Consider the following 25,544-nt stretch of genomic DNA (forward strand, 5'->3'; position numbering starts at 1 on the left):
GCGCAAGAAAGGCTCAGGCTTGGATTGAGCCGGCCGACGGTGGGCTCACACTGCCGTTTGCCTCGAAATAATAGGGGTAGCGCTCCTGGACGATTTCGAGCACCTCGAAGATGCGGCGAAGATGCGTTCGCATTGCTTCTTCCGCCGCAAGCGCGTCGGCCTGCTCGAGCGCATCGACAATCCGCCGATGCTGGCCGAGGACCACCGACATGGTGTCGAGGCGCGGGAAAGACAGGAAGCGGAAGCGGTCCATGGGCAGCTTCGCCGCGCTGATGTCGGCCCAGATTCCGGGGAACCCTGCATGGCTGGCGATGTGCTGGTGGAACAGCTCGTCCGACTTGAAGAAGCGCCTGTCGTCCGCGATGGAGGCGAACGTCTCCTGGACCGCCAGTTCGCCTTTGAGCACGGCAAGCAGGTCGGCACGGCGCGGGCTCTCGGCCGCGCGCTTGATCAGGCCGACTTCGAGCGATTCGCGCAGGAACTGCGATTTCTCGAGATCGGCAATACGGAGCGGCGCCACCATGCTGCCGCGCTGCGGATAGATGTCGATCAGGCCAAGACCGGCCAACCGGGCGAGCGCCTCCCTGACCGGCGTGCGGCTCACGCCAAGGGCTTCCGACATCGCCTTTTCAGAAATCAGCTCGTGCGGCTTCAGGCGGAAGGTCAGGATCTGGTCGAGCAGAACCTCGAACGTCCTCGCCGCGACCGATGCGCCGGGGCCGGTTTCGCCCAACCGCCCCTCGGTGATGGTCCGCATTCCCAAAAGCCCTGCCATCGGCAATCCCCTTAAAGGCTCTGCAGTTTCAAGCCGTTCATGAAATGCCTGCGCAAGCAGCAGCGCCGGCGTTACTCCTTGCGCGGAGAACCGCCGATGCGCGCCAGCAGCCCGCCATCGACGCGCACGACCTCGCCGGTGACGAAGGAGGCATCGTCGGACAGCAGGAAGGCAACGACTGCGGCAATCTCTTGCGGCCGGGCGGTACGGCCGAGCGGATGCATGTTGTCGAGGATGCGCAGGATCTCGTCGGGCTTATCGTTGAGCTTGACCGCATCCCGCAGCATCGGTGTGTCGACCGCGCCCGGAGCGACGGCATTGACGCGCACGCCGAGCGGCGCATAGTCGACGGCCATCGATTTGACCAGGCCGATCAGGCCATGCTTGGCCGTGCTGTAGGCCAGAACCCCTTCCTGGCTGGCCAGGCCTTGCACCGAGCTCATATGGACGATGGCGCCGCGGCTTTGGCGCAACAGCGGCATCGCTGCGCGCGACAGCAGGTAGGCGGCTTTGAGGTTGACGTTCATCACCTCGTCCCAAAGCGCCTCGTCCGTGGTCTCCACCGTTCCGTAACGCTGGATGCCGGCATTGTGGGAAAGCATGTCGAGCCCGCCGAACGTGGAACGGGCAAGCTCGACGGCGCGGCCGCAGGCTTCAGTGTCGGCGGTCGAGCCAAGCACGGTGTGCACGGTCACGCCGCGCGCCGAAAGCCGTGCCGCGACCTCGTCCAGCTGATCGCCCGCCCAGTCGAACAGGATCAGGTCGACGCCTTGCTCGGCCAGCCTTTCGGCGACAGCACGGCCGATGCCCATGGCTGCCCCGGTGACCAGTGCGCGTTTTTTGAACTCAGCCATTTATCCTCCCACGAACAGTTGCGCAGCGATTGCCATGGTAGTCGATCAGCGACGCATGGCGTACCCTTTTCCGCCGAGCCGGCCCAAGCGTGTTCGGCATCATGTCGATCATTGCATGAAAGCCAGTGTTTCGGCGCGCGTCGGTGCGCCAAGACGTCCGCCAAAGCGTAGGCATTTCAGGGCGGCGGCAGCGCTGGCCACTGCTATGGCCCGCTCTTCGTCCCAACCTTCGGCCAGACCGAGGGCGAAGGTGCCGTGAAACACGTCGCCTGCCGCCAGGGTGTCGACGGCTTCGACCCGCGGCGACGGTAGATGACGGACATCATTGCTGCCCGAGTAGCGGAACGCGGTGCCGTTCGCCCCATCGGTGACGGCCACGAAGGCGCCGGTCCGTTCGCCGATAATGGCGACGGCGGAACCGGCGGATATCTCCGGACCGCAAAGGATGCGTGCCGCCGGCAGCGATGCAACGACGTGCGAGGCGAGCGGCAGCAGCCGGTCGAGCACCGGTCGCGACGCGACATCGGCGTCAAGGACCGCCGGAATGCCGCATTCTCGGGCCTTCGCCAGCGCCAGGGCGGCGGCTCCGGGCCAGCGGACATCAACCAGCACGGCGTCGAAGCGGGAAAAATCCGCGGGCGGAAGACGGTCCGGATCGGATTGCGTGACGGCATCGTAGAACGGCACAATCATACGCTCGCCGGCGGCATCGACCAGGATCGTGGCAATGGCCGAGCGGCCACCTTCAACCCTGCGCACGAGCGAACAGTCGACCCGCTCCGCCTCCATCTGGCCGATGACATCGCGGCCGACGGCATCGTCGCCGACGCTTGCCCATAGCCAGACCTGCCCGCCCTGGCGGCTGGCTGACGCGGCGGCGCTTGCCGCCATGCCGGCCGCGATCTGCACGGCCTCGCTTGGCAGGAACTTGCCGGCGCCGGAGGGCAGGACATCAAGGCGCAAGATCGTGTCGTAGGTGAGCGCGCCGACGCAGAGCAGGCGGGGCGCCGTCATTGCAGCCGGTAGCCGCGCTGATGGGCAATCGCCGTCATCACGCCTCTCAGTTCGGCAAGGCCGCGAAGACGGCCGATCACCGGGTAGCCGGGATGGGTGTGCCGCGTGGCATCATCGATCAGCTCGTGGCCATGATCCGGACGAAACGGCAACAGCGCCGCCTGTTCGCCGGCGTCGCGGCGGCGTTGCTGCTCGTCGAGCAAGATCGAGACCACCGACACCATGTCGACATCGCCGCTCAGATGCTCGGATTCCATGAACGAGCCGTCCGGGTCCTTGCTGACGTTGCGCAGATGCACGAAGTTGATCTTGTGCGCAAAACGTCTGGCGATGGCGGGCACGTCATTGGCCGGGTTGGCGCCCAGCGACCCCGTGCACAAGGTAAGGCCGCTATGGGCCGATGGCACGGCGTCCAGGATAAAGGCGATGTCGTCGGCGTTCTTGACGATCCGGCACAGGCCGACGAGATCGCGCGGCGGATCGTCCGGGTGGATCGCCAGCGTGACGCCCGCCTCTTCGGCCGCCGGCAACACGTTTTCGAGAAAACTGACGAGGTTCTCGCGCAGCCGGTCGTGCGACAGGCTCGACTGCTCGGCAACCACTTCGCGCAATTCCGCTATGTCGTAGCGCTTGAAGGCGCCCGGCAGGCCGGCCATGATGTTGGCGAGCAGACGCTCTTTTGACGTATCCGGCGTCGTCTCGAACCATTCGCTCGCCCGCTGGAGAACATCGGACGCATAGTCGCGCTCAGATCCCTTGCGCTGCAGTATGTAGCAATCGAACGCGGCAAGCTCGTGCATGTTCATGCGGAGCGCCCGTCCGCCGCCCGGCAGCGGCGCAGCCAGGTCGGTGCGGGTCCAGTCGAGGATCAGCATGAAGTTGTAGCAGACCGTGCGCACACCGCAGGCGCCGAGATTGCGTAAAGTCTGCCTGAAATTGTCGTAGAGCCGATCGAGATCGCCGCGGCCGAGCTTGATGTCCTCGTGCACGGGGACGCTCTCGACGACGCTCCATTTGAGGCCCATCGCCGGATCCGCCTCGATCAGCGCCTGGCGCTGCCTGATGGCGTCGATCGGCCAGACTTCGCCGTAAGGGATGTCGTGCAGTGCCGTCACTATCCCGGTCGCGCCGGCCTGCCTAGCATGGGCAAGCGTAGCCGCGTCGCTCGGGCCAAACCATCGCCACGTCTGCTCCATTCGACCCCAGCTACGGAATTCCTTATGAGACCGCAAATGTATTGAATACTACCATGGCAGTCAATCGGCTGCAGTTCGGGCCTGTGTGTCAGCCTTCGGACGGCCGTTCTTTGAAAGATTACAACGATACGTGGCGTTCAGATCGAATGGCTACGCAAGATCCGCGTCTCGGCTGGCCCAAATCGCGCCGCGTTCGAACATCGTGCGCATTTGCGGCACGGTGAACTCGTCGGCGGTGTGGCCGAGCGCGCTGTAAAAGACGCAGCCGTTGCCGTAGCGGCGCTTCCAGACAACCGGCATGACGACGCCAGCGATGAAATCGAGATGCTCGCCGGTGAAAGTAGTCGTCGCCAGCACCTCGTTGGTCGGATCGACATGCATGTAATACTGCTCTGAACGGTAGGCGAAGCCGTCGATGCCTTGCATGATCGGATCGTCTGGCCTGGTGATGTCGACGTGATAGTCGATGATGTTGCCGGGATGGGCGACCCACTGGCCGCCCGTCATGAACTGATATTCCGGTTCGTTGCGGAAGCTGTCGCACATGGTGCCGTGAAAACCCGCAAGGCCGGTGCCGGCCCTGACGGCGCTGGTCAGGTTTTGCAGCTCCGACTTTTCGATCGTCGACATGGTGATCACCGGGACAATGAGATCGAGCTTGCCCAGCTGCGGATCGGCAAGTGCCGAAGTCCCCTGCTCCAGCTGCACGTCGAAGCCGTTGCCGGCCAGCATCTCCTTGACGATTTCGGCGCTTCGGGCCGGGGTGTGACCTTCCCAGCCGCCCCAGAAAATCAGTGCCGTCTTGCTCATCGCATTATTCCCTATTCCAGAATTCCGAAAGGCAGGTCGGCGCGCATCGGCGCCGGCCGGGCGCAGCCATATCTCAGGTCGATACGCTGCCCTATCTCTGCTGAAGAGATGATCGATTCCATGATTTCCAGGACATGGAGGGAAAGATCGAGACTAGCACGGTGCTGTCTGCCGGAGACGATCGCCTGCGCCATGTCGGCAAGGCCGAGGCCCCGGTAATTGCCGTCGCCATAGGAATGGATCTGATCGGCCACGGTCCAGTCGCCCTTGCGCTGGCTGGTCCTGATGTCGCCCTGGAACTGATTGGGATCGGAGACGATCATCGAGCCGGTGGTTCCGTAAAGTTCGATGTGATTGTGTTCATGCTTCCAGACGTCGAAGCTGGTGGTGATCGAGACCGCGGCGCCATTCTCGAATGTGAGCAGGCCGGAAATATGGGTCGGCACCTCGACCTGGATCGTTTCGCCCTGGCGCGGTCCAGAACCGATGGTGCGGGTGGGATAGGATGACTTTGCCTGCCCGATCACCGATTTTGCCGGACCCAGAAGGTTAACCAGGCAGGTCAGATAGTACGGTCCCATGTCGAGCATCGGCCCACCGCCGGGCTGATAGTAGAAATCCGGATTGGGATGCCAGAGCTCGTGGCCGGGCACCTGCATGAAGGCAGTGCCGGCGACAATGGTCCCAACCGTATCCTCATCGACCAGCCGCCGCGCCGTCTGGTGGGAGCCGCCAAGAAAGGTGTCGGGTGCGCAGCCGACACGCACGCCCTGTTCGCGTGCGGCCGCAACGAGCCGCTCGGCGTCGTTGAGCGTCGTTGCCAGCGGCTTCTCCGAATAGACGTGCTTGCCTTGCCCGACAGCCTGCAGGCCGACCGGCACATGATGCTGCGGCGTCGTCAGATTGACCACGATCTCGACGCGCGGATCGGCCAACAGCGCGTCGACCGGCATGGCAGCCAGGCCGTAGGCCGCTGCCTTGGCCTCGGCCGCCGTCCGATTGATGTCGGCGACGCCGACAATGTCGAGCACCGGAAATTGTGGCGACGCCTTCAGATAGGCATCCGAAATGTTGCCGCAGCCGATAATGCCGACACCGATCCTCCGCATGGGCTTCTCCTCAAAAGGCGGCATTGATGAAACAGCAGAACTCGTTTGTCACCCCCCTTTCGGCCAGACGACGTTGTCCCGTGACAAGGATATACCTCGAGGGCCTCAGAACCGCCGCCCGATCACAATCGCGCGTCTATGCGCGAGCCGCTTGCTTTCGAGGCCGAACGGCCGGTACTCAGCAACACTGCTTCATGTAGCTTGCTCGACACTCTTGTTGCCGGGCGTTGAGCACTGCACAGATTTTCACCGGTAGAAGGACGCACATGATCCGCCCGCAAGGAACCATCGCACCGATCCTGACGCCGTTCGAGAACGACGGCCGCATTGCCCGCGACCTCTGGATATCACACGCCAAGTGGGTGCTGGATCAGGGAGCGCATTTCCTGTCGCCGTTCGGTACCACGGGCGAGGCGTTGTCCGTCTCGTTGCGCGAGCGCATGCAAGCGCTGGAGTGGCTGGTCGAGGCTGGCATTTCGCCGGGCAGTCTGATGCCCGGCACTGGCGTCACAGCACTTGCCGAAACCGTCGAGCTGACCGCGCATGCGGTCGGTCTCGGCTGTGCCGGGGTGATGGTGCTGCCGTCGTTCTTCTATACGGCCGCCGGCGACAACGGTCAGGCCCGCTACTACAGCGAGCTGATCGGACGGGTGGCGAACCCGGCGATGAGGATGATCCTCTACCATATCCCGCAGAATTCCGGCGTACCGGTGAGCCCGGCGCTGACCGCCCGATTGAGCGAAGCGTTTCCCGATGTCGTGGTGGCTTACAAGGACAGCGCCGGCGATTGGAACAACACCGCCGAGGTCATTGCCGCGGCACCAAGGGTCGCGGTCTTCCCGAGCTCGGAAGCACAGCTGACCAAAGGCCTCGCCCACGGTGCTGCCGGCTGCATCTCGGCGACAGTCAATCTGAATGCCGCAGCGATCCGGGCCCTCTACGACGCAGCGCTGGCGGGAGAGGACACTACCGACGCGGATGCCGCCATCAAGGCGTTCCGCAAAATCATCCAGGACGCCGGCCTCATCTCCGCGATGAAGGCAGTGCTGGCGGTACGGTCTGGCGACAGTCGCTGGCTGAACCTGCGCGCGCCGCATGAGAACGCGACGCAAGCCACCGGCGAAGTTTTGCTCGCCGCTCTCGGCCCGCTAGCCGACCATATCGGCCGGAGCTGACTATCGGGCCGTGTTCAGGGCGGCAGCAGCGCGTATCAGCGCCTTGAACGCATTCTCATCTATGTCCTCGCCCTCACGGATATCGATGGCGCGCCTGGTGTTGCCTTCAAGGCTGGAGTTGAACAGGCCTGAAGGATCCGGCAGGGAGGCGCCCTTTGCGAAGGTCACCTTCACGACGTTCTTGTAGGTCTCGCCGGTGCAGATTATTCCGGCGTGCGACCACACCGGAACACCTCGCCACTTCCACTCCTCGACCACTTCCGGGTCAGCCTGCTTGACGAGAGCGCGGACATGGGAAAGCGTCTTGCCTCGCCAATCGCCCAGCTCACTGATCCTCGCATCGATCAGCTGAGAGGGAGAGCTCTCTGCATTTCCTTCCATAGAGCCACTCTTCATCATCATTGTCGCTTTCCCTGCGGTTGTTGCCGCTCGCCCGTCAGATGAATACCGCTAGTCGGCACCGGGTTTGCGGGAATGACTGGCATTCCACTCACATTCGCTCGCCAGGCAACTGGCTGGCTTGCTTTACCCAGTCGGTGAGTTGAGCTTCGTCGAGCTGGTCGTCCTCGCGGATGTCGAGGTAGCGCACGTCCTTGTGCTTGGACTCGCCTGGAGGGACAGGCTGCAGCGACGTGCCGCGGAAGAAGGCCAGCTTGATGTACTTTGTGAAGCAATGGAAGTTGAGGAACCAGCCTTGACCCTCTACGCCATAGAAGGGCGAGTTCCATTTGACGGCCTTGCGCAGGTTGGGAACGTTGTGCTCGATGAGTGCGTCGAGGCGGCGCCCGACGTCGCGTTTCCAGCCCGGCATGGCCGCGATGTAGGCCTGCACAGGAGCGTCACCATCACCCTTCGGGATCTGCGGGTTGCCGCCTGCGAGGAGGACCGGCTTTGCGGCTGCAGGCTTCGCGGCTGGCTTCTTCACGACCGCCGATGACTCGATAGACGTCTTATTGGCCATGCATTCACTCCAGTGCGCCGGTGCCCCCCGCGCTGCGCCACTTGGGCGCGTAAGGCAGCACGAACATGTACAGACCGGTAAGCAGGAGCAAGCCTAGCGGAAGCAGCGGCAAGAGGTATACCCAGTAGGCGGGTTCCTTGCCTGCTCCCAAGCTGATGAAGATAGCGGCGACGACCGCCGCAAAGATAATCGACAGCCAGCGGTGGATCTGCCGAACCCATTTGTTCCAATCCATTGAGACCTCCTCTGAAGACGAACGAGCGGATCGGGCGGCCCGTTTGGCGGCTCTCGCCGGGCAGCCACGCCACTGAACGCGTGCTTTACCAGCGCGCCAGCTGGGTGATTTGAACGAGATTGCCGCAGTTGTCGTTCAGCTGGGCGATGGTCGAGCCGGTTACTTCGGTCGGCGGCATGGTGAACTCGGCGCCGCGCGCTTTGATGCGCTCGTAGTCGCCCTTGATGTCGTCGGTGAAGAACATGACCGCGGGCTGGCCCTGCTGGAAAATGGCTTTCTGATAGGTCTTTGCGGCCGGGTTGTCATTGAGCGCGAGTTGCAGCTCGGCACCGTCCGGCCCGTCGGCTGATGCGACGGTCAGCCAGCGAAACGGCCCATTGCTGAAATCGGCCTTCTTCGTAAAGCCGAGCGTTTCGGTGTAGAAACCCAGAGCCTTTTCCTGGTCGTCCACGTATACTTTGGTCAACTTGATCTTCATTGGCTTGCCTCCATTATCGCCCCGCCATCTGCCGCTCTGTAACAGAGCCCTTGCTTGAATAGCGCCCGCGGATCTCAGTCCGTCCGCGCCAGAACCTGCTCCAGATCGTCAAAGAACCTCGGCCAGCCGACTTTGGCACCCCGGAAGTAAGGCTGCTGATCCGGCCGGAAGCCCGACTGTTCCATGCGCAAGCGGGCTCCGGTGCTCGTGGGGGTCAGGGTCCAGGAGACGACACTCTTGAGATCCTTGGTATCCCACGTGTAAGTCAGCGTTCTGTTCGGCTCGACCGTCTGGACCTGACATTCGACAGAGCCCCAGGCTGCGTGAAGATTGAAACGGTGGTCCGCGACAGGTTTGAAGTCGTTTTTCATGAGCCACTCTTCGATCAGATGTGGTTGGGTGAGTGCGCGCCAGATCTTCTCGGGCGGATAAGCGATTTCCCGTTCGACAATGACGGAGAGCGTTTCGGTCGCCATTTCGTTCACTGGTCCATCCTTTTGAGCAGGTCTTCGAGGTCGTCGAACCGGCTCTGCCAGAACCCGGTCATCTGGCTTGTCCAGTCGATCAGGGGGGCAAGCGCAGCAAGCTGCGCGCTATAATGGGTCTGCCGTCCTGCATGGCGGTCGCGCACGAGCCCGGCTTGCCTCAAAACGCCGAGATGTTTTGACACGGCCGGTTGCGAGATCCCGGCCTGAGCCGTCAGAGCCCCGACCGTCTGCTCTCCTTCACGACACAGTCGCTCAAAAATAGCGCGCCGAGTCGGATCGGCAAGCGTTCTGAAGAGCACATCGTGAGCGTTTGGCATTGGGATCGATAACCCTTCGGCTATTGATCGATGTATAACCATCGGGATATGTATGAGTCAAGCGGGAAGCGGCATAATTCTCGTTGCAGGAGCGATCACCTGCTTCGCTCACGCAGCCAGTTGCTCATTCGCCGTGCTCTGCACTGGAATTGTCACGCGTTATGCGCTACATGACCATCTACATGGTCAGGAGCTGAGATGGACGCGGTCAATTTGGCGGACGCCAAGGCACATCTGAGTGAGCTCGTCGACCGGGTCGAGGCTGGAGACTCGATCGACATAACCCGGCGTGGCAAGCCGGTCGCCAGGCTCACGGCCGTGGCCCGCCCTCGCAAACGGATCGACGCCGGCCTGCTCCAATCCCTGACCGCAACCATGCCTCTGCAGGCCCAGGTTGCCGCCGATCTGGTGCGATCGATGCGAGATGGCGATCGCTATTGATGTTCTATCTCGATACTTCGCTGATCGTCGCGGCGCTATCCAACGAAGCCATCACCGCGCGCGTTCAGGGCTGGCTGGCGGAGCAGGACCCAGCGCAACTTGTGATCAGCGACTGGACCATCACCGAGATATCCTCCGCCATGGCGACCAAGCTTCGGACCGGACAGATCGACCTGGAGCAGCGCGCTGCAGCGCTCGCGATGTTCAATAAGCTGGTCGCTGAGAGCTTCACCATGCTGCCGGTGACGGGCGGGCATTTTCGGGTCGCCGCGAAATTCGCCGATCAACATATGCTCGGGCTTCGTGCTGGCGACGCCCTGCACCTCGCGGCGGCATCGGAGCATGGCGCCACGGTGTGGACCCTCGACCAGCGGCTCGCCGAGGCAGGACCGATTATCGGCGTGCCGACGCAGTTGCTGGCATGATCGAGGCCCTCTCCTCCAAAATGAATATACCCAAGCCGCGAAAACCGATTGGCTCGATTCACGCTGGCTGCGATACACTTTTGTCAGAGGACATGCAGCACGCAATGGCGCTCGACGAAGGCTTGCGCATCGTTAATCCCTTTCGCGTTGCGAGCTGATCGCGCTCATTGAAGGGAGCTGGCCGTGAGCGAACTGGCGGCTTTCGATGTTGCCGAGCGGCGCTTCAGGCACGGAGAGCGATGCTGTCAACCACAAGCGTCTGCGCGGGCGAGGAGAAAGGCCGCCTCGCGCACGTTGCGGGTGAGCTTGGCCGCAGCCTCGAATTCGGCGCGGGCCTCGGCCAGCCGGCCGGCCCGAAACAGAAAATCGCCCCTCGCCGCTGGCAATGGCGCATAATTGCGCAAGGCGGCGGCGTCGGCAATCTCGTCTACCAGCCGCAGGCCCGCTTCGGGCCCGAAGGCCATGCTGTGGGCGATCGCCCGATTGAGATCGACCACCGGCGAGGGCATCACTGCACGCAGCCGGTCGTAGAGCGCTGCGATGCGGGGCCAGTCGGTATCGGCCGGACTGCGCGCCCGCGCGTGACAGGCTGCAAGCGCGGCCTGCAACACATAGGGGCCATCGCCCCCGAGGGCTTCGGCACGGGCCAGCGCGTCAAGGCCTCGGCGGATCAGCAACTGGTCCCAGCGCGCGCGGTTTTGCTCGGTCAGGGTCAAGAGGGCGCCGTCCGGCCCGATGCGTGCCGGCAGGCGCGATGCCTGGATTTCCATTAGAGCCAGCAGGCCGAACACCTCGGCATCCTCGGCCATCAGCCCCGCCAGCATGCGGCCCAGCCGTTGTGCCTCCAGGCACAGGCCCGGCCGGACAAGGTCGTCGCCGGCCGTGGCAGCATAGCCTTCATTGAAGATGAGATAGATGACCTCCAGCACCGAGGACAGACGCGCCGCACGCTCGGCGCCGCGCGGCACCTCGAAGCTGAGCCCGGCCTTTCCGATCGTCCTCTTCGCGCGGACGATGCGCTGGGCGATCGTCACCTCGCTTGACAGGAAAGCACGGGCGATCTCGTCCGTCGTCAGGCCGCCGATGACGCGCAGCGTGAGCGCCGCGCGGGCGTCGGCCGAAAGTATGGGGTGGCAGGCTGTGAAGATGAGGCCCAGCAGCTCGTCGCCAAGATCGTCGTTCATGGCCATTTCGTTTCCCTCGGCCGTACCGTCGCACTCGCCGTCCAGCTCCCGCGCGATCTCCTCATGCTTGCGCTCGCGCATCTTGTCGCGACGGATCGCGTCGATGGCGCGGCGTTTGCCGACCGTCATCAGCCAAGCGCCGGGATTGGCCGGAACGCCGGCCCTGGACCATTCGGACAGGGCTATGACGAGGGCGTCCTGCACCAGTTCCTCTGCAAGGTCGACATTGCGCACGAGGCGGACCAGGCCCGCAATGAGCCGGGCCCGTTCAATGCGAAAAATCGCCTCGATCGCCTGCTGCGTCTCGCCTGCGGTCATGCTGCCTTGTCGGCCAAAGCCATAATGGAGGCAAGCAGGTTGCGGCCGACAGTCTCAGTTGCCGCTGCGCTTCTCGCGCGTCCGGTCATGGATTTCCGTGACCTCCGGCGTCAGATTCCCATTGCCAATCAGCCATCTCGTACAGCGGCCGGATTTCAATCTCGCTCGGTCCCGGCATGGGATTGGGGCAGCGCTTCACCCAGGCGACCGCCTCGTCCATGTCCTTGACTTCCCAGAGCCAAAAGCCGGCGACCAGTTCGCGGGTCTCGGCGAAAGGCCCGTCGATGACCGTCCGGCGGGGACCATCGAACGCAACGCGCTTGCCCTGCGAGGAGGGCTTGAGGCCGTCGGCGTCGAGCAAGATGCCGGCATTGCGCAGCTCGTCGTTAAATCTGCCCATCGCCTCCATCGCTTCCTTCGCCTCGGGCGTGGGGAGAAAGCCCTTTTCGCTGTCCTCGGTAGCCTTCACGAGCACCATCACACGCATCGTCTGTCTCCTTGTTGAGCCGGCCTCACCGGCCGGCATCGAAACGACGAACGGAGTTTAGGAAATCGACATTGTCCTGCAAATTTTTTTCGAGGTTGAGGAGCAGGACGCCAATGGCGGCTCCCCTGGTCGGGAATTTGCGATGGCGCGATATCGAGATTGGGCGCAACGCTGGTCGCCGATTGTAAGTAATTGAGTGGCCCGCCTAAACCATTTCGGGACGTTTTGAGGCCTCGCGGATCGCCTTGTGCACGCTGCGCTGCAAATCCATGAAGGCCGGGGTTTCCATGACCTCTTCCCGGCGCGGGCGCTCGATGTCGACATTGAAGGTCTGCATGATGCGTCCCGGGCCGATCCCCATCACGATGATGCGGTCCGACAAGTAGACGGCTTCTTCCACATCATGGGTGACGAAGAGCACGGTGAGCCTGTGCTCCTCCCAGATCTGCGTCAGGAGTTCCTGCATCTGATGCCTGGTCAAGGCATCGAGCGCGCCAAAGGGCTCGTCCATCAGAAGCATTTTGGGTCGATAGGAAAGAGCACGCGCTATGGCCACCCGTTGCTTCATGCCGCCCGAAAGCTCGGACGGATAGCGATTGGCGCTGTGCGGGAGCTTGACCAGATCGAGATGCTCGCGTGCTATCCTGCGGCAGGTCGCGCGATCATGACCCGCGGCCTTGAGGGCGAACTCGATGTTCTGCTGCGCCGTCAGCCAGGGAAGCAGGGTGTAGGACTGGAAGACGACGCCGCGGTCGAGGCCCGGCTGCAGGATCGGCGCGCCATCGATGGCAAGATCTCCGGCGTCGAAATCCTGCAGTCCGGCAACGATCGACAGCAGCGTGCTCTTGCCGCAACCCGACGTGCCCACCAGCGAGACGAACTCGTTGTCGGCAAGATCGAGATTGATATCGCGCAGCACTTCCGTGCGCCGCGCGCCAGTGCCGAAGCTCTTGTGGAGACCTTTGATCCGCAGTTTGGGCAAACTCATCGGCCTGGCCTCATTGCACGTGGCCTTCCTGCCGGAACAGCACTTTTCCCAGTGCCTTCATGACCTGGTCGGTGATGAGACCAAGCACGCCCAGCAGCAGGATGTACCCAATGATGGTGTTGGTCTGGAAATAGCGCTGGGACACGGTGATGCGGTAGCCGAGGCCTGATGTCGCCGCGACAAGTTCCGCCAATACCAGCCAGGTCCAGGCCCAGCCGAGACTGATGCGCAACGTATCCCAGATGCCCGGCAAGGCGCTGGGAACCACAATGCGCGTCAGGATCTTGCGATCCGGCAGCCCGAGCGTCCTGCCAAGGCCAATGAAATCAGCGGGAACCCGCTTCACATTGTCCATGATCATCAGCACCTGCTGGAAGAAGGTGCCTATGAAGATGATCAGGAACTTCTGGGCATCGCCTGTCCCCGACCACAGGATGGAGAGGGGCACGAAAGCGACCACCGGCATGTAACGGATGAAATCCACAAGCGGCTCGATCGCCGCTTCCCAGGTCCTGAAGCTGCCGATCAGCACGCCAATCGGAATCGCCAATGCCGAGGCGATGAGGAAGCCAATGGAAATACGGTATATCGAGGTCCTGAGATCCAGCCACAGCGTGCCGTCACCCGAGAGCTTGCCGAGTTGGGTCACCACGCTTCCCGGCGAGGGCAGGAAAATTGGCTTTACCAGTCCCAGCCCCGTTGCCGCCCACCAGGCGAGGCCGAGGCCGGCAAAGACGGTCACTGCTATCATCAGGAAGCGCGAGCGTGCGATGGGCGCGCCGATCCCGGAGGATCGGCGACGGAGCATCGGTTGCTTGGTCACCGGCCTCGGTACTGCGTGAGACGGGCTCGTTTTGGTGGCACGCTGCTCGGACATTTGCGTCACCACCGCGAGCCGGCCCTCGTCATTTCGCGGCCTTGACGAATGACGGGTCGATCATCTGCTCCGGCGTCACGTCCGCCTGAAGCAGCCCGGCGTTCTTGGCGGCCGCTTCGACATCGGCGAATATCTTGGTGGAGAATTCGCCCATCAGCGCATCCTTGTTTTCGGCGAGACTATAGTAACGCACGCCATCAAAGGCGGTGTTGAGGTCTTCGACGCTCGAACCAACCGCCTTGGAGATGATCGCCCGGCCGTCGGGCGTGTCGGCGTTGTAGGCCTTCAGGGCCGCATCCCAGGTCTTGATCATGGCAAGCACCTGGCCAGGACGCGACTTGATCACCTCATCGCGCACCACGAACACGTCGCTGATCAGGCCGGGATCTTCGCCTGCGGTGAAGAGTAGCTTGACATCCTTGTTCTGTGCCCTGGCGGCGGTGAGATAGGGCTCATAGGTCACCGCGACCGGGACCTGGCCGGCGATCAACGCACTGCCGGCATCCGCCGCCGGCATTGGTACCGGCTGGACATCGGCGATGGACATGCCGTTCTTGGCGAGCGCGTATTTGAGCAGGATGTCGCTCGTCGTGCCTTCCTCGAAAGCGACCTGTTTGCCCTTGAGGTCGGCGACGGAGGCGACGTCCTTGCCGGCGATCATGGCGTCTGCCGTCATGCTGACGTCGAGCAGAAGCACGATCTTCACCGGCAGGCCGGCCGCAACCATGCCCATAGCCGTGTGGGTCGCGATGTTGGCGGCATCGAGCTGGCCGCTCGCCAGGGCGGCGTTGATGTCCTTGTCCTCGGCGAAGTTCACGATCTGCACGTCGGACAGCCCGCTTGCCTTGAACAGGCCCTTGGCCTCGGCGACGTGCCACTGGCCATAGCCAAGCCATGGCTCGATGCCGATCTTGAATGTTCCTGCCTCAGGCGTCGCCGGAATTGTCGTGTCGGCCGCGTAGGCCGCCGGGGCAAACCCGACGGCAGCAGCCATAAGGAGTGCCCGAAATTGTCCTGCTAGGTTACGCATCATCTTGTTCCCCTTGATGATCAGGCCGCTTTTTTGAACCAAACATCCGGCCTGGTGAGAATGCGGGCTTCTGCTCTTGCAGCACCGTGCCTCGGCATCTTAGCTGTCCGTTCAACGAAAGTGCGACGACACTTCAACGTCAGCAACGGCGGATGTCAAGGCTAAATACATACATGCATATACAAGTTAGACCCCTCCTTCCAACTCTGATTCGCTTCACTGCGATCAGGTCTTTTTGGACGGAGAATACCGACTGCCAAGCGAGTAGCGGCTTCCAACGTAAGTCAGCTTGCTGATCGTGGCAACGACGGCGCCCGTCCATGTCCGGCGATGCAGAAACAGGCAGCAGCTTGCGACATCGATGCCCAGATGCCGCGCCGTCTCGGCATCGGCAGGAGTCGCCGAGATGATGTGCTCGACCTCCGTCACCGGGGTTTTTTGCATGAGATAGTCGTAGGTCGCCGTCTTGGAAAAGTCCTGCTTGTCATAGTCGGGTATCAGGCTCGGGTTGACGAAGCGCTCTTCCAGTTGCACAGGCAGGTCGTTCTCGAAGTTGACGACGATGGAATGATAGACCGACGCGCGCCTTGCGAACTCGAAAGAAAGCGCGAGCTCCTTTGTCGGCATGATCTTTTCGAGGACGATAACCTCGGAGCGATGCCTGTTTCCCCGCGCGACAATTTCCGCCGCGATGTTGTTGATCTCGATCAGTGCGGATTGCGGTCGAGGTGGCGCGATGAATGTGCCGACGCCCTGGAGCCGGATCAAAAAACCCGCAGAGGTCAACTCCCGCAAGGCACGGTGGACCGTCATCCGAGACACGCCGAGTGTCGCCACGAATTCATTTTCGGACGGCAGCTTCCGGTCCTTGCTCCATCGCCCCGTTCCGATGTTCGTCAGGATGTAGTCCTTGACCTTCTCGTAAAGAGGGCTGGCGGTGTCGGGCAAAGTGATCATTTCAAAAATCCTTTCCGGCAACGTTCGGAAATCACACGCGCCCGGCAGACCGCATCTGGATGATTGTTTTCAAGCCATCGCCCTGCCCCGCCAACAACCGCTCATAGGCTGCGGGAACATCATCCAGGCCAATCTCGCGGTCGATCAGTTCGACCATGGGCTCGGTCAACTCGCCGAGCATCCGGATGGCGTCGGGAAGCTCATCGGCAAAGGCGTGGCATCCCAGCAATGCGATTTCGCGTTCAACCAGGATGTTGGGATCGATATCGAGGCGCCCATGGAATATGCCGACCATCGCAACGGTGCCGCCGGCATCGAGAACGCCGAGCAACTGGCTGAGTGCTGCGATGCTGCCGGTCGCTTCGACGGCAGCGAGCAAGGGGGCATCCGCGGTGGCGGCGGCAATGGCGTCCCGGTTCAAATCGACGATGCTGGCGCTGGTCACCCGCGCCACCCGAGCGCAGCGGCCCTGATTGCGATCGGCGACGAGCACGGTACCTGCGAATGTCCGGGAAAGCAGCAGTGCGGCAAGCCCGCCGATAGTCCCGCAGCCGACGACAAGAACGGAGCCGGCCGTTTTCGGCAGACGCCGCACTGCGTGCAACGCTACAGCCAGCGGCTCGGCCATCGCCGCGATCCGTTCGTCCAGCGCGGCATCGATGATGTGCAGGAGGCGCGCGGGCAGGACCGCCTGTTCGGCAAATCCGCCGTCGCATATCTCGCCGACGAAGCCCAGCGACGTGCAAAGATGCCGCCTGCCTGCATGGCATTGCGCGCACTCTCCACACCAGAAACGGGAATCGGCGACCACTCGGTCGCCAACGGCGACGGTATCCACGCCCTCGCCGATGGCGATCACCGTGCCTGTCAGCTCATGGCCAGCCGTCGAAGGCGATCGGCTTATCCATTGGCCCGTGCGAAAGTTGTGAAGATCGGAACCGCAAATGCCTGCGGCATCGACCCTCAGCTTCACCCAGCCTGGCTCGGGAGCGCCTGGCGCGGCGATATCCTCGACGCGCAAGTCGCCGGGTCCATGGAGTCGCGCCGCCCTCATCATCATCGTTTCCGCTCAGCCGGCGAGATAGCGATCGCGGATCTCCGAAACCGCGTTCTCATGCGAGCTGAATCCTTCGTAGCGGGCGAGCCTGCGGGCATGCAGGGCGAGTTCCGGATAGGCCGCCGAGGTCACATAGCCGACCGACGATCTCTTGACGAAATCCGTCACGGAAAGCGGTCCAAAGGTTCGCGCCCACCGGCTGGTCGGCAGCACCGCATTGGGCCCGAGGACGAAGTTGGCAAGGGTCACCGGCGTATGCGGACCCATGAGGATCTCGGCGGCTTCCGTAATACGTCCGAGATGCGCAAATGGCTCCGTTGACAGAATCTCGAGGTGCTCCGGCGCATAGTCGTTGATGAACCGGTAGCTGTCCTCCAGCGACTCGGTCAGCACGATGCCGCCGCGCTTCCCAGTCAGCACCGCGCGTGAGAACTCCACACGCTGTTCGCTCATCCTCGACCAGTGTTCCGGTATCGCAATCAATGCGGCTTCGGCGACCTTGCGGCTGTGCGTCACCAGGTAGGCCGAGGAATCCGGCCCGTGCTCGGCTTCGATCAACAGGTCAAGAGCGGCCAGGCCGCCGTCGACGCTGTCATCGGCAAAAATAATCGCTTCGGACGGACCGGCCGGGAGACCTGTGTTGATGATTGGGGACAACACGCTCTTTGCCGCCACCACCCACGGGCTCCCCGGCCCGACGATCTTGACGGCGGGCTTCACAGTCTCGGTTCCATAGGCGACGGCGGCGACCGCATGGGCGCCGCCGCACTTGTACACGGTCTCCACGCCGGCGAGGCGGGCAGCAACCAGCGTCGCGGCGTCGACGGAACCATCCGAAGTCGCAGGCGTCACGATCGCGATCTGGGGAACCCCGGCAATCACCGCCGGAACCGAGGTCATCATCGTCACCGAAGGGAAGGCGCCTTTGCCGCGCGGAACATAAAGCGCAACCGAAGCGATCGGTGTGTATCGGTCACCCGCATAGGCGCCCGGCCGAACTTCCTTGAGCCACATTGTTTCCGGACGCTGCTCCTCGTGAAAATGCCGGATGTTGTCGATGCCGAACCGGATACTCTCGACGACATCCTTGTCGACCTTGTCGAACGCCGCGTCGAATTCCGCCTCCGAAACTTTCAGTTCACCGTCGGCAACATCGGCTTTGTCGAGCTCGCGTACAAACCGGAGCAAGGCCGCGTCACCTTCATCCTTGACGGCCTGGATGATCGGACGGACCTTTTCGATGAAGGAAGACAGATCTCCTTCGGCACGTTTCAGTAAACTGGCCCGCTGATCGACACTGAGGGATGACAGGCGGTGAAAGCTGACGTCAGACATGGCGGCTCCTTTTCTTAGGACGCAATTACGATTAGCGCTTGTCGATCACTTCTGGGACACGTCTCCAGCCCCTGAAGCCTTCAAATCGATGCGAGAAAGCCTCCATCCACGGGAATGGACTGGCCGGTTATGTAGGCCGCCGCATCCGAAGCGAGGAACACCGCGATTCCGTGCAGGTCCGAGAGATCGCCAAAACGGCGCTGCGGAATCTTGGCGAGCATCGATTGTTGCCATGCCTCGTTGCTGTAGAACACGTCTGTCATCGCTGTCCTGAAATAGCCAGGCGCGATGGCATTGACCCGGATCCCGAGATCGGCCCACTCCGCTGCAAGCGCCCGCGTCATGCCGAGGAGGCCTGATTTCGACGAGCCGTATGGCACCGCCGTGGGAACCCCGACCTCGGAGGTCAGCGAGCAGAGATTGATAATGACGCCGGGCCGTCCGGCGTCTCTCATCTGCCGCGCGGCGGCTTGGGCGCAGAAGAAGGCGCCTTTGAGATTCGTATCGACAATCCTGTCCCACAGCGCCTCATCGACGTCGAGCGAGGGCCGGACCTCTTCCATACCTGCATTGTTGACGAGAATATCGAGACCTCCGAGCAGGCTGCCGGCCTCGGCTGTCGCCGCCCGGCACCGGTCGACATCGGTGACGTCCAGAGCGACGGCATGCGCGACCCCGCCGGCGATGCGGAGGGCGGCCATCGTCTCCTCGAGCGAGGCCACGCTGCGCGCCGTGATCGCTACGTCGGCGCCGGCCGCGCTGAGCGCCTCGGCGATGCTGCGCCCGATGCCGCGGCTTGCGCCGGTTACAAGCGCCTTCCTGCCTGACAGATCGAAGAGAGATGCGTTGCGCATGTCGTCCTCCTTGGTAATGTGGCGCTTGGACCGATCGCGTCGAGACTATCCGAATGCAGCTTATCTATACAAGCATGTACATCATGGCGGTAGTGCGCCATGCGGCCTTTGCTTGTCAGAGCGGCAGCGCATTGGCCGACATCGGACCGGTCTACGCGGTTCGCCCCAGCCCATCTGGAGTTCATCGGGAGGATAGATGAAGCGCGCAGTAGACCACGACGCGATGAGAGTGGTTGGTTATACCACCCCCTGGAGTGCCAAAGCAGGCCAGCAGATCAACCTCAGCCTGTCTTGCGATCGGCCGATAAAGGCCACACGAATTTGCCGGCTTGACAAGCCGGCTCCGGAATTTCTCGCTTGGCCCTTCGAAACGATAGGTGAACCACAGCATCGGTATTTCGACCAAGGGTCGTTCCTGTTCGTCCGACCCGGCGAGCTGGCCAAAGTACAAGCCGTCCACGGCATTCGTTTTGAGCTGTTCCTCACGCGCAACGAAGGTGCGCGTACGATCCTGGAAGCAGGCGTCCTCGGGCTGCGCCTCCGCGACGGCGCATTTGTCCTGGAAATCGGTGACGAAACCTTTGTCCAGAAGAAGGCGCCAACTGGTGTGTGGCTCACTGTCGAGTTGGATCTGCGGCAGGAGCAGCCGCGCCTGCGCATCAAATCGCATGATCTTCTCGCGCCTTACGAACTCCATGAAGGTTTTGGCAGCCCGGCGCGGAACCTCCAGGCGCACGGCATCCATTTCGGCGCAAGTGCTACCCACCACGAACCTACCCTCAACGCGAAATTTGCCGCGATCCGGCTCGACACACCACAGGGGACCGTTGCCTGGGATTTCCCGACGCTGTTGCCAACGCAGCCGATCCTGTCGTCGGGCGGAGCAGATCCGCTGCTCCTCGATGTGATCAATCAGCCAGCCTTCTGCATGACTTCGGCACGCTGGGACGGATCGAGCTTCGAGCCTCGCTTCGTGCCGTCGCACTACGACGCTATCCATTGCCACGACGACGACATCGGCCCGCTTGAGTGGCCGGCATCGCACCGCTTGACGATCCCTGAAAACGTACGCCCAGGCGTCTACGCGTTCCAGATCGAATGGGATGGTGGCTACGAACGCGTGGTGTTCTTCGTCACCTCTTCACAGGTTTCGTCGCCGCTGTTGTATCTCGTGCCGACGGCCACCTATCTCGCCTATGCGGACGAATATCTCCCAGATCATCTTTATGAATGGAAAAGCGACGACCGGGGACATCGCTTCGCGGTCGCCAACAATCTGAAATCTCTTTACGACTACCATTCCGACCTTAGCGGCGTTTCCATCTGCTCCTACAAAAAGCCGAAAGTGACGCTCAGGGACGATTACGATTATCCGCTCTGCGGCTGCCCACATAATTTGCCGGTCGATCTGCACTTCCTCCGCTTCTGCCACGACAATGGAATCGTGTTTGACGTCATGACCGATCACGATTTGCACGAATGCGGCATAGACGGTCTGCGTCGACATCAAGCCGTCGTCACCGGCAGTCACCCCGAATATATGTCGATCGAGATGGAGCAGGCGCTGCGGCAGTTTGTGGCCGAAGGCGGCAGCATCGCCTATCTCGGCGGAAACGGCTTTGCTGCCACTGTGGCTTTCAAGGACGATCTGATGGAGCTGCGGCGCTCGCCGCTGGAGGCCGGCCGAACCTGGGACGGCCCGGTCGCCGCACAGGCGCTGTCGATCACCAACGAACCAGGCGGCTATCTCCGCTCCCGCGGCCGAGGCGAATTCTCGCTGATCGGCGGCGCGATCTCACTGATGGGCTTCGAAGGCGCGCGTCCCTTCACGCGCACTGAGGAAAGCCATGAAGCAGGATGCGCATGGCTGTTCGAAGGCGTTGAAGATGCGACCTTCGGCACGGACGGCATCGTGCTGGGCGGTGCCGCGGGCTACGAAGTGGATGCGACGGATCCAGCCCTCGGCACTTCCGCTGACACCGTCGTGATCGCGCGTGCGACGGGATTTCCCGACAGCTTCTTCCAGGATCCGACGCGTTGGTATGAGGGCGGGGATACGCAACGCATCGCCTGCCGTTGCGCCGAAATGACCCTGCGAAAGCTCGCAGCAGGCGGCTTGATCTTTTCGGCAAGCTCGGTTGCCTGGTGCGGCGCGCTGCCAGCCGCAGGCGCCATGAACGATGCGGGCAGGATCACGCTCAATCTGCTCAACCGCCTCGGTGCGACGAAAGGAGAACCCAATCCAGTCGAGAAAATCTAAAGACCCGTATCCGCTTTCGACCGGCGGCGCTATGCACGTCGAGTTCTGAGCCCCGGCTTCAACCGCGCAATGCGGCCGCGACAAGGCTCTGCATCGAGGTGGTCGGACGACCGATCAGCCGCCCCAGGGCGCCTCCGTCATCGAACAACGCTCCGCGTGCGGCTGCAGCGTCGGTATCGGCCAGAAGCGCAGCGAAGTCGGCCGGTAGCCCGGCCCCCGTCAACACATCCTGATAAGCGGCCTGGGAAAGATCGTTGTAGGCGATAACCTTGCCCGATTGCCGCGAGACCTCCGCCGCAAGCTCGGCGAGCGTGAAGGCCTGGTCTGCGGCGAGCTCGTATGTTTTCCTCGCCTGGCCGTCGGTCGTCAGCACCACGGCTGCGGCCTCGGCATAGTCCCGCCGCGCGGCGGACGAGAAGCGCACGTCTTGCGCGGCGCCGACGAAGGCGCCGTGCTCCAGAGCCGCCGGAAGCGCCAGCAGATGGTTCTCGGTGTACCAGCCATTGCGCAGGATGACGGCGGGAAGGCCCGAGGCCGCGATGACCTCCTCCGTCTGGCGATGCTCGATTGCGAGCGTTGCGGGAGACGTGTCGGCGTGCAGCATGCTGGTGTAAGCGATCAGCGAAACCCCGGCGCGTTGGGCTGCCTCGATCACCGTCTGATGCCGCGGCAGGCGGCCGCTGACCTCGGTCGACGAAATCAGCAGCAGTTTCTGGACACCGGCGAAGGCTGCGGCGAGCGTGTCGGGATGGTCGTAGTCCGCCCCCCTTACGATGACACCGCGCTCTGCCAGATCGCTGGCCTTCGCCGGATTGCGAACCGCCGCGACGATCCGGTCGGCGGGAATGGTCTTCAGCAGTGCCTCGATCACCAGGCGGCCAAGCTGTCCCGTTGCTCCAGTTATTGCGTACATCATTCAGTCCATTTCGTGGTTTCGTGGATCGGAGAGCCTTCGAATAGCGGCCATCGTTACCATTGGAAACCACGTATCTTGTGGTTACCACCATTTTCCGGTAACCAACTGGAAACTCCCCATGGCGGACGGCGATGGTTCTCAAGACGCGAAAAAAGGTGAAGGCTCTCGCCGGCTGCCCCATGTCGAGGTGCATGGCGCTGCTTGGCGGCTGCTGGACACCCGAGGTGCTCTGGTCCCTGAGCGAAGGCCCGCGTCGGTTCTCGGAACTCCGCCGCGATACCCCAGCCGTTTCGGCGAAGGTACTGACCAGCAGACTGCGGGACCTCGAGGAGCGCGGCGTCCTCTATCGCAACGTGATGCCGACATCGCCGCCGACCGTGGAGTATGAGCTGACGTCGCTGGGGCAGGAACTGCTTCCCGCTATCAGGTCTATTGTGGACGTCGGGTCGCGCCTGCTGCTCCGTGATTCTTCGGCTGAATGATCGTGAGCACATCGTTTGGCGGCCGGACTGCATTCGGGCTGTCCCCCGAACAGGGATGACGCTTGATGTGCCCGTTGATCTGGTGGTGGAGCAGTTCCGCCCGCCGGCAGGTCGGGCGTTCCAAATGGATGCCAGCTTCAGCCTCGGGTCATTGTTGGCCTGAACGCCCCTTCAGACCGGCCCGACGCAGCAATTGGGAGATCGGAGAGTGTGGCGAGGGTTACTTCGCCGAAGCGGGAAATCAGGAGTTGCTCCGCTCAAGCAAAGACTGGTCGAGGTGTGTTTACGGCAATGCGGCGCGCCGGAGCGATCGCCGAGGGTGAACAAGGCAGGGCCCGTAAACTCGGACCTGCGCTCACTGATAGGCATCGACAGGACTGACGCAAATAGCGGGCGGGCATTTAGAGGGTGGTAATGCGCAGTGACTTGGGTCCTCCAGGAGACTAAGCTAGCATGCTTCTGCCAGCATGAAGAAAAAACCGCCGCATGCCCCGTTTTCTTGCCGTCTACACCATGAAGCCCGAAGACCTCGCCCGCTTTCGTAGCCTGCCTAAGCCCGAGCAGGATGCGATTGATGCCGTCGGCCTACAGCAGTGGGCGGACTGGGAGGAGAGAAATGCCGCATTTTTCCCCGATCGCGGCGGCATGGTCGGTAAGACGAGGCGCGTTACCAGGGACGGCATCGCCGACGCCGTGAACCCTTTCTGCGGCTATATTGTCGTCGAGGCCGATACCATCGATGCCGCCGCCCGCCTGTTCGAGAACCACCCGCATTTCACGGTCTTCCCAGGAGACGGCGTGGACATCATGCCCTTCCTCACCGACCCTGCTCCGACTTGAACATCCGCTAATCGCTTGCGATTTACCAGAAGGGGCGGCCGGCAACGCAGCCCACTCGGCCTCCCCTTGCACGCCGCCAACCCGTCTGGTAAATACTGAACCATATGGTTCAGTATATTCAGACCCGTCTCGATGCCTCGTTCGCCGCACTCTCGGACGCCACCCGACGCGGCATTCTGGAGCAGCTCGGACGTACAGACGCTTCGATCACGGACCTTGCCGAAAAGTTCCACATGACCCTCACGGGCATGAAGAAGCATGTCGGCGTCTTGGAGCAGGCGGGGCTCGTCACCACGGAGAAGATCGGGCGCGTGCGGACCTGCAAGCTCGGCCTACGCGCACTGGAGGAAGAGGCGGCATGGATCGAGAGGCACCGCCAGCTCTGGGACGCACGCTTCAACGAGTTGGACAAGGTTGTCGAGGAATTGAAACGGAAGGAGAAAGTCGATGGACGAAACAAGAGCTAGTGAGCCCACCCCCATGAAGAACCGCACGACAGTGGAACGGAAGTCCGACCGGGAGCTGGTCGTTACGCGAACTTTTGACGCGCCGGCGCGCACCGTGTTCGAGGCTTGGACCAAGCCCGAGCTGTTCATGCGGTGGTGGGCACCGAAGTCGATGGGCATGTTCCTGCGTTCCTGCGAGATGGATGTTCGTGTCGGGGGCAGGTACCGTTTGGTGTTCGGCCACGATGCCTCAAACCCTGACGAGTTCTTCGGTAGGTATATCGAAGTGACACCGCACTCGCGCCTCGTCTGGACCAATGACGAAGGTGGTGACGGTGGACCCATCACCACGGTGACCTTCGAGGAAAAAGGTGGCAAGACGCTGCTGGTCATGCACGAGCTCTATCCCTCAAAGGAAGCTCTCGACGCTGCCGGCACCGGGGCGGCGGATGCGATGGGCGAGACGTTCGAGCAACTGGACGAGCTTCTCGTCACGCTAGGCGCGAGCGTGCGATGGTGATGAAGTCGTCGATCTCCCGGTCGGCCGCCTGGATCTTCAACTAGGCGGAAGAGAACCCCGACGAGATCGTCGCCGCCCTCTGTGAACCTACGAGGCCAATCATCAAACTCATTGAGGTTTCGCCAACTATCGGGACCAATCGAGCGATTTTCGCACCTCGCGACGTTCGGCGACGCGCTCAGGTCGTCTCAAAAAGTACCGTCACCGCCCCAGCTAAGGCATTAGCCAGAGGCCATAGCGATCGACAAGCAACCGGTGTTGCACACACCCTGCTGCAGGCGGTGTGTTGTGAGCGCTGGCATCCACTCGATTCCTGCCGAAATTCCGGCTAGCTTGGGCGATAGATGGCTCAGTTCTGGTCGGTGAATCATAATCAGACCGCCCGTCAAGAGATTGATGGGCAGCACCTTTGGTCCCCCAAGACCGAGAGCAATGGCGCGCGAAATGAGTTCTACAACAACATGCGCCGTGCGACGCCCGGCGACCCTGTCCTTTCGTATACCGATCAGGCAATTGACTATATGCGCAGGATAGCGGAATTCGCTTTCACCGCTCCGAGACCAATCGAGTTCGGAGAGACCGGAGCTTATTGGAATCAAGAGGGATGACTTCTGCCGATCTTTTGGACACCGCTTTCCCCGTCCATCCATCCCAAAACAACAACAGGGAGTCTCGGCCCGCTCCCGCCGAGGCGATATTCGCCAATCCATCTAGT

Annotated in this window: 31 protein-coding genes; 9 read left to right on the forward strand and 22 right to left on the reverse strand. The window is 62.3% G+C overall.

All coding sequences use genetic code 11. The features are described from left to right. Positions 1 to 13: 13 nt before the first annotated feature. The 6 genes from NKH13_RS14920 to NKH13_RS14945 all read right to left on the reverse strand — a co-directional run bounded on the left by NKH13_RS14920 (position 14) and on the right by NKH13_RS14945 (position 5,758). Positions 14 to 775 (reverse strand): GntR family transcriptional regulator, encoded by a 762-nt coding sequence (locus NKH13_RS14920; RefSeq protein WP_352912881.1) that lies wholly within the window; start codon positions 773 to 775, stop codon positions 14 to 16. A gap of 71 nt (positions 776 to 846) precedes the next feature. After that, entirely contained in the window at positions 847 to 1,629 is a 783-nt protein-coding gene (locus NKH13_RS14925) for an SDR family NAD(P)-dependent oxidoreductase (protein ID WP_352912882.1), read from the reverse strand. Between the two features lie 108 nt (positions 1,630 to 1,737). Beyond that, complete coding sequence (locus NKH13_RS14930; protein ID WP_352912883.1) at positions 1,738 to 2,643, reverse strand: PfkB family carbohydrate kinase; 906 nt, start codon at positions 2,641 to 2,643, stop codon at positions 1,738 to 1,740. Then, on the reverse strand, positions 2,640 to 3,839 hold the full coding sequence (gene uxuA, locus NKH13_RS14935; protein WP_352912884.1) for a mannonate dehydratase: 1,200 nt from the start codon (positions 3,837 to 3,839) through the stop codon (positions 2,640 to 2,642). Before uxuA ends, NKH13_RS14930 begins: the two co-directional genes overlap by 4 nt. A 150-nt stretch (positions 3,840 to 3,989) precedes the next feature. After that, entirely contained in the window at positions 3,990 to 4,649 is a 660-nt protein-coding gene (locus tag NKH13_RS14940) for a ThuA domain-containing protein (RefSeq protein ID WP_352715282.1), read from the reverse strand. An 11-nt stretch (positions 4,650 to 4,660) separates the two neighbouring features. Further along, on the reverse strand, positions 4,661 to 5,758 hold the full coding sequence (locus NKH13_RS14945) for a Gfo/Idh/MocA family protein (RefSeq protein ID WP_352715284.1): 1,098 nt from the start codon (positions 5,756 to 5,758) through the stop codon (positions 4,661 to 4,663). Positions 5,759 to 6,024: 266 nt separating this feature from the next. Here NKH13_RS14945 and NKH13_RS14950 point away from each other — a divergent pair, with 266 nt between their 5' ends. Next, positions 6,025 to 6,933 (forward strand): dihydrodipicolinate synthase family protein, encoded by a 909-nt coding sequence (locus NKH13_RS14950; RefSeq protein WP_352715285.1) that lies wholly within the window; start codon positions 6,025 to 6,027, stop codon positions 6,931 to 6,933. Here the strand turns inward: NKH13_RS14950 and NKH13_RS14955 are convergent, their stop codons facing one another. From NKH13_RS14955 to NKH13_RS14980, 6 genes are all read right to left on the reverse strand, one after another. Further along, entirely contained in the window at positions 6,934 to 7,332 is a 399-nt protein-coding gene (locus NKH13_RS14955; protein WP_292654454.1) for a DUF1801 domain-containing protein, read from the reverse strand. It lies immediately after the preceding gene. A 91-nt stretch (positions 7,333 to 7,423) separates the two neighbouring features. After that, a complete protein-coding gene (locus NKH13_RS14960; protein ID WP_352715287.1) occupies positions 7,424 to 7,894 on the reverse strand; it encodes a DUF1801 domain-containing protein in 471 nt (156 codons plus the stop codon). A 4-nt stretch (positions 7,895 to 7,898) separates the two neighbouring features. After that, positions 7,899 to 8,129 carry a hypothetical protein gene (locus NKH13_RS14965; RefSeq protein WP_292654431.1) on the reverse strand — a complete coding sequence of 77 codons (231 nt, stop codon included), beginning with the start codon at positions 8,127 to 8,129 and terminating at the stop codon, positions 7,899 to 7,901. 85 nt (positions 8,130 to 8,214) lie between these two features. Then, positions 8,215 to 8,607, reverse strand: coding sequence for a VOC family protein (locus NKH13_RS14970; protein ID WP_352715291.1), 393 nt, complete (start codon positions 8,605 to 8,607; stop codon positions 8,215 to 8,217). A 74-nt stretch (positions 8,608 to 8,681) separates the two neighbouring features. Further along, on the reverse strand, positions 8,682 to 9,092 hold the full coding sequence (locus tag NKH13_RS14975; RefSeq protein WP_352912885.1) for an SRPBCC family protein: 411 nt from the start codon (positions 9,090 to 9,092) through the stop codon (positions 8,682 to 8,684). Then, a complete protein-coding gene (locus NKH13_RS14980) occupies positions 9,089 to 9,412 on the reverse strand; it encodes an ArsR/SmtB family transcription factor (RefSeq protein ID WP_023716560.1) in 324 nt (107 codons plus the stop codon). Before NKH13_RS14980 ends, NKH13_RS14975 begins: the two co-directional genes overlap by 4 nt. A gap of 198 nt (positions 9,413 to 9,610) precedes the next feature. On the opposite strand from NKH13_RS14980, the gene NKH13_RS14985 reads away from it, so the two are divergent. Genes NKH13_RS14985 through NKH13_RS14995 form a run of 3 tightly spaced genes read left to right on the forward strand, consistent with a single transcriptional unit; the run spans position 9,611 to position 10,436 of the window. Then, positions 9,611 to 9,853, forward strand: coding sequence for a type II toxin-antitoxin system Phd/YefM family antitoxin (locus NKH13_RS14985; RefSeq protein WP_352715296.1), 243 nt, complete (start codon positions 9,611 to 9,613; stop codon positions 9,851 to 9,853). Further along, entirely contained in the window at positions 9,853 to 10,278 is a 426-nt protein-coding gene (locus NKH13_RS14990) for a type II toxin-antitoxin system VapC family toxin (protein WP_352715834.1), read from the forward strand. The genes NKH13_RS14985 and NKH13_RS14990 overlap by 1 nt, the downstream gene beginning before the upstream one ends. After that, positions 10,275 to 10,436, forward strand: coding sequence for a hypothetical protein (locus NKH13_RS14995; RefSeq protein WP_352715298.1), 162 nt, complete (start codon positions 10,275 to 10,277; stop codon positions 10,434 to 10,436). The genes NKH13_RS14990 and NKH13_RS14995 overlap by 4 nt, the downstream gene beginning before the upstream one ends. Before the next feature lie 87 nt (positions 10,437 to 10,523). On the opposite strand, the gene NKH13_RS15000 is transcribed toward NKH13_RS14995, so the two are convergent. From NKH13_RS15000 to NKH13_RS15040, 9 genes are all read right to left on the reverse strand, one after another. Next, a complete protein-coding gene (locus NKH13_RS15000; RefSeq protein WP_352715301.1) occupies positions 10,524 to 11,780 on the reverse strand; it encodes an RNA polymerase sigma factor in 1,257 nt (418 codons plus the stop codon). An 85-nt stretch (positions 11,781 to 11,865) separates the two neighbouring features. Continuing rightward, positions 11,866 to 12,306 (reverse strand): YciI family protein, encoded by a 441-nt coding sequence (locus NKH13_RS15005; RefSeq protein ID WP_352912886.1) that lies wholly within the window; start codon positions 12,304 to 12,306, stop codon positions 11,866 to 11,868. A gap of 166 nt (positions 12,307 to 12,472) precedes the next feature. Next, positions 12,473 to 13,255 carry an ABC transporter ATP-binding protein gene (locus tag NKH13_RS15010; protein WP_292654399.1) on the reverse strand — a complete coding sequence of 261 codons (783 nt, stop codon included), beginning with the start codon at positions 13,253 to 13,255 and terminating at the stop codon, positions 12,473 to 12,475. Positions 13,256 to 13,265: 10 nt separating this feature from the next. Next, positions 13,266 to 14,063 (reverse strand): ABC transporter permease, encoded by a 798-nt coding sequence (locus tag NKH13_RS15015; protein WP_352912887.1) that lies wholly within the window; start codon positions 14,061 to 14,063, stop codon positions 13,266 to 13,268. Positions 14,064 to 14,160: 97 nt separating this feature from the next. Next, a complete protein-coding gene (locus NKH13_RS15020) occupies positions 14,161 to 15,162 on the reverse strand; it encodes an ABC transporter substrate-binding protein (RefSeq protein WP_502914569.1) in 1,002 nt (333 codons plus the stop codon). Between the two features lie 225 nt (positions 15,163 to 15,387). Next, the gene (gene hutC, locus NKH13_RS15025; RefSeq protein WP_352715306.1) at positions 15,388 to 16,119 is read right to left on the reverse strand and encodes a histidine utilization transcriptional repressor HutC; all 732 of its coding nucleotides are present in this window, start codon (positions 16,117 to 16,119) and stop codon (positions 15,388 to 15,390) included. Between the two features lie 31 nt (positions 16,120 to 16,150). Beyond that, complete coding sequence (locus NKH13_RS15030; RefSeq protein ID WP_352912888.1) at positions 16,151 to 17,173, reverse strand: zinc-dependent alcohol dehydrogenase; 1,023 nt, start codon at positions 17,171 to 17,173, stop codon at positions 16,151 to 16,153. Between the two features lie 15 nt (positions 17,174 to 17,188). After that, positions 17,189 to 18,511: a histidinol dehydrogenase gene (gene hisD, locus NKH13_RS15035; RefSeq protein ID WP_352715310.1), complete on the reverse strand. Its 1,323-nt coding sequence runs from the start codon at positions 18,509 to 18,511 to the stop codon at positions 17,189 to 17,191. Between the two features lie 80 nt (positions 18,512 to 18,591). Beyond that, positions 18,592 to 19,365 (reverse strand): SDR family NAD(P)-dependent oxidoreductase, encoded by a 774-nt coding sequence (locus NKH13_RS15040; RefSeq protein ID WP_352715312.1) that lies wholly within the window; start codon positions 19,363 to 19,365, stop codon positions 18,592 to 18,594. Between the two features lie 196 nt (positions 19,366 to 19,561). Here NKH13_RS15040 and NKH13_RS15045 point away from each other — a divergent pair, with 196 nt between their 5' ends. Then, complete coding sequence (locus NKH13_RS15045) at positions 19,562 to 21,625, forward strand: N,N-dimethylformamidase beta subunit family domain-containing protein (RefSeq protein ID WP_352715315.1); 2,064 nt, start codon at positions 19,562 to 19,564, stop codon at positions 21,623 to 21,625. A 58-nt stretch (positions 21,626 to 21,683) separates the two neighbouring features. Here NKH13_RS15045 and NKH13_RS15050 read toward each other — a convergent pair whose 3' ends face one another. Continuing rightward, positions 21,684 to 22,538 carry an SDR family oxidoreductase gene (locus NKH13_RS15050; RefSeq protein WP_352715318.1) on the reverse strand — a complete coding sequence of 285 codons (855 nt, stop codon included), beginning with the start codon at positions 22,536 to 22,538 and terminating at the stop codon, positions 21,684 to 21,686. Positions 22,539 to 22,672: 134 nt separating this feature from the next. Between NKH13_RS15050 and NKH13_RS15055 the strand changes: the two genes are divergently transcribed. The 4 genes from NKH13_RS15055 (at position 22,673) to NKH13_RS15070 (ending at position 24,829) form a co-directional block, all read left to right on the forward strand. Next, positions 22,673 to 23,023 (forward strand): winged helix-turn-helix transcriptional regulator, encoded by a 351-nt coding sequence (locus tag NKH13_RS15055; RefSeq protein WP_352715320.1) that lies wholly within the window; start codon positions 22,673 to 22,675, stop codon positions 23,021 to 23,023. A 486-nt stretch (positions 23,024 to 23,509) separates the two neighbouring features. Next, positions 23,510 to 23,863, forward strand: coding sequence for a hypothetical protein (locus tag NKH13_RS15060; RefSeq protein WP_352488411.1), 354 nt, complete (start codon positions 23,510 to 23,512; stop codon positions 23,861 to 23,863). Positions 23,864 to 23,967: 104 nt separating this feature from the next. Beyond that, positions 23,968 to 24,330 carry an ArsR/SmtB family transcription factor gene (locus tag NKH13_RS15065; RefSeq protein ID WP_352912889.1) on the forward strand — a complete coding sequence of 121 codons (363 nt, stop codon included), beginning with the start codon at positions 23,968 to 23,970 and terminating at the stop codon, positions 24,328 to 24,330. Further along, positions 24,311 to 24,829, forward strand: a complete 519-nt coding sequence (locus NKH13_RS15070; protein ID WP_352715324.1) for an SRPBCC family protein — start codon at positions 24,311 to 24,313, stop codon at positions 24,827 to 24,829. Before NKH13_RS15065 ends, NKH13_RS15070 begins: the two co-directional genes overlap by 20 nt. Positions 24,830 to 25,544 lie beyond the last annotated feature (715 nt).

This window comes from Mesorhizobium sp. M1348, assembly GCF_040317925.1.
GTDB lineage: Bacteria > Pseudomonadota > Alphaproteobacteria > Rhizobiales > Rhizobiaceae > Mesorhizobium.

What these genes read in the sequence shown, in the direction of transcription:
- NKH13_RS14920 (WP_352912881.1), bottom strand. Translation starts at nt 775, where the DNA reads ATGGCAGGGCTTTTGGGAATGCGGACCATCACCGAGGGGCGGTTGGGC.
- NKH13_RS14925 (WP_352912882.1), bottom strand. Translation starts at nt 1,629, where the DNA reads ATGGCTGAGTTCAAAAAACGCGCACTGGTCACCGGGGCAGCCATGGGC.
- NKH13_RS14930 (WP_352912883.1), bottom strand. Translation starts at nt 2,643, where the DNA reads ATGACGGCGCCCCGCCTGCTCTGCGTCGGCGCGCTCACCTACGACACG.
- uxuA (WP_352912884.1), bottom strand. Translation starts at nt 3,839, where the DNA reads ATGGAGCAGACGTGGCGATGGTTTGGCCCGAGCGACGCGGCTACGCTT.
- NKH13_RS14940 (WP_352715282.1), bottom strand. Translation starts at nt 4,649, where the DNA reads ATGAGCAAGACGGCACTGATTTTCTGGGGCGGCTGGGAAGGTCACACC.
- NKH13_RS14945 (WP_352715284.1), bottom strand. Translation starts at nt 5,758, where the DNA reads ATGCGGAGGATCGGTGTCGGCATTATCGGCTGCGGCAACATTTCGGAT.
- NKH13_RS14950 (WP_352715285.1), top strand. Translation starts at nt 6,025, where the DNA reads ATGATCCGCCCGCAAGGAACCATCGCACCGATCCTGACGCCGTTCGAG.
- NKH13_RS14955 (WP_292654454.1), bottom strand. Translation starts at nt 7,332, where the DNA reads ATGATGAAGAGTGGCTCTATGGAAGGAAATGCAGAGAGCTCTCCCTCT.
- NKH13_RS14960 (WP_352715287.1), bottom strand. Translation starts at nt 7,894, where the DNA reads ATGGCCAATAAGACGTCTATCGAGTCATCGGCGGTCGTGAAGAAGCCA.
- NKH13_RS14965 (WP_292654431.1), bottom strand. Translation starts at nt 8,129, where the DNA reads ATGGATTGGAACAAATGGGTTCGGCAGATCCACCGCTGGCTGTCGATT.
- NKH13_RS14970 (WP_352715291.1), bottom strand. Translation starts at nt 8,607, where the DNA reads ATGAAGATCAAGTTGACCAAAGTATACGTGGACGACCAGGAAAAGGCT.
- NKH13_RS14980 (WP_023716560.1), bottom strand. Translation starts at nt 9,412, where the DNA reads ATGCCAAACGCTCACGATGTGCTCTTCAGAACGCTTGCCGATCCGACT.
- NKH13_RS14985 (WP_352715296.1), top strand. Translation starts at nt 9,611, where the DNA reads ATGGACGCGGTCAATTTGGCGGACGCCAAGGCACATCTGAGTGAGCTC.
- NKH13_RS14990 (WP_352715834.1), top strand. Translation starts at nt 9,853, where the DNA reads ATGTTCTATCTCGATACTTCGCTGATCGTCGCGGCGCTATCCAACGAA.
- NKH13_RS14995 (WP_352715298.1), top strand. Translation starts at nt 10,275, where the DNA reads ATGATCGAGGCCCTCTCCTCCAAAATGAATATACCCAAGCCGCGAAAA.
- NKH13_RS15000 (WP_352715301.1), bottom strand. Translation starts at nt 11,780, where the DNA reads ATGACCGCAGGCGAGACGCAGCAGGCGATCGAGGCGATTTTTCGCATT.
- NKH13_RS15005 (WP_352912886.1), bottom strand. Translation starts at nt 12,306, where the DNA reads ATGCCGGCCGGTGAGGCCGGCTCAACAAGGAGACAGACGATGCGTGTG.
- NKH13_RS15010 (WP_292654399.1), bottom strand. Translation starts at nt 13,255, where the DNA reads ATGAGTTTGCCCAAACTGCGGATCAAAGGTCTCCACAAGAGCTTCGGC.
- NKH13_RS15015 (WP_352912887.1), bottom strand. Translation starts at nt 14,063, where the DNA reads ATGCTCCGTCGCCGATCCTCCGGGATCGGCGCGCCCATCGCACGCTCG.
- NKH13_RS15020 (WP_502914569.1), bottom strand. Translation starts at nt 15,162, where the DNA reads ATGCGTAACCTAGCAGGACAATTTCGGGCACTCCTTATGGCTGCTGCC.
- hutC (WP_352715306.1), bottom strand. Translation starts at nt 16,119, where the DNA reads ATGATCACTTTGCCCGACACCGCCAGCCCTCTTTACGAGAAGGTCAAG.
- NKH13_RS15030 (WP_352912888.1), bottom strand. Translation starts at nt 17,173, where the DNA reads ATGAGGGCGGCGCGACTCCATGGACCCGGCGACTTGCGCGTCGAGGAT.
- hisD (WP_352715310.1), bottom strand. Translation starts at nt 18,511, where the DNA reads ATGTCTGACGTCAGCTTTCACCGCCTGTCATCCCTCAGTGTCGATCAG.
- NKH13_RS15040 (WP_352715312.1), bottom strand. Translation starts at nt 19,365, where the DNA reads ATGCGCAACGCATCTCTCTTCGATCTGTCAGGCAGGAAGGCGCTTGTA.
- NKH13_RS15045 (WP_352715315.1), top strand. Translation starts at nt 19,562, where the DNA reads ATGAAGCGCGCAGTAGACCACGACGCGATGAGAGTGGTTGGTTATACC.
- NKH13_RS15050 (WP_352715318.1), bottom strand. Translation starts at nt 22,538, where the DNA reads ATGTACGCAATAACTGGAGCAACGGGACAGCTTGGCCGCCTGGTGATC.
- NKH13_RS15055 (WP_352715320.1), top strand. Translation starts at nt 22,673, where the DNA reads ATGGTTCTCAAGACGCGAAAAAAGGTGAAGGCTCTCGCCGGCTGCCCC.
- NKH13_RS15060 (WP_352488411.1), top strand. Translation starts at nt 23,510, where the DNA reads ATGCCCCGTTTTCTTGCCGTCTACACCATGAAGCCCGAAGACCTCGCC.
- NKH13_RS15065 (WP_352912889.1), top strand. Translation starts at nt 23,968, where the DNA reads ATGGTTCAGTATATTCAGACCCGTCTCGATGCCTCGTTCGCCGCACTC.
- NKH13_RS15070 (WP_352715324.1), top strand. Translation starts at nt 24,311, where the DNA reads ATGGACGAAACAAGAGCTAGTGAGCCCACCCCCATGAAGAACCGCACG.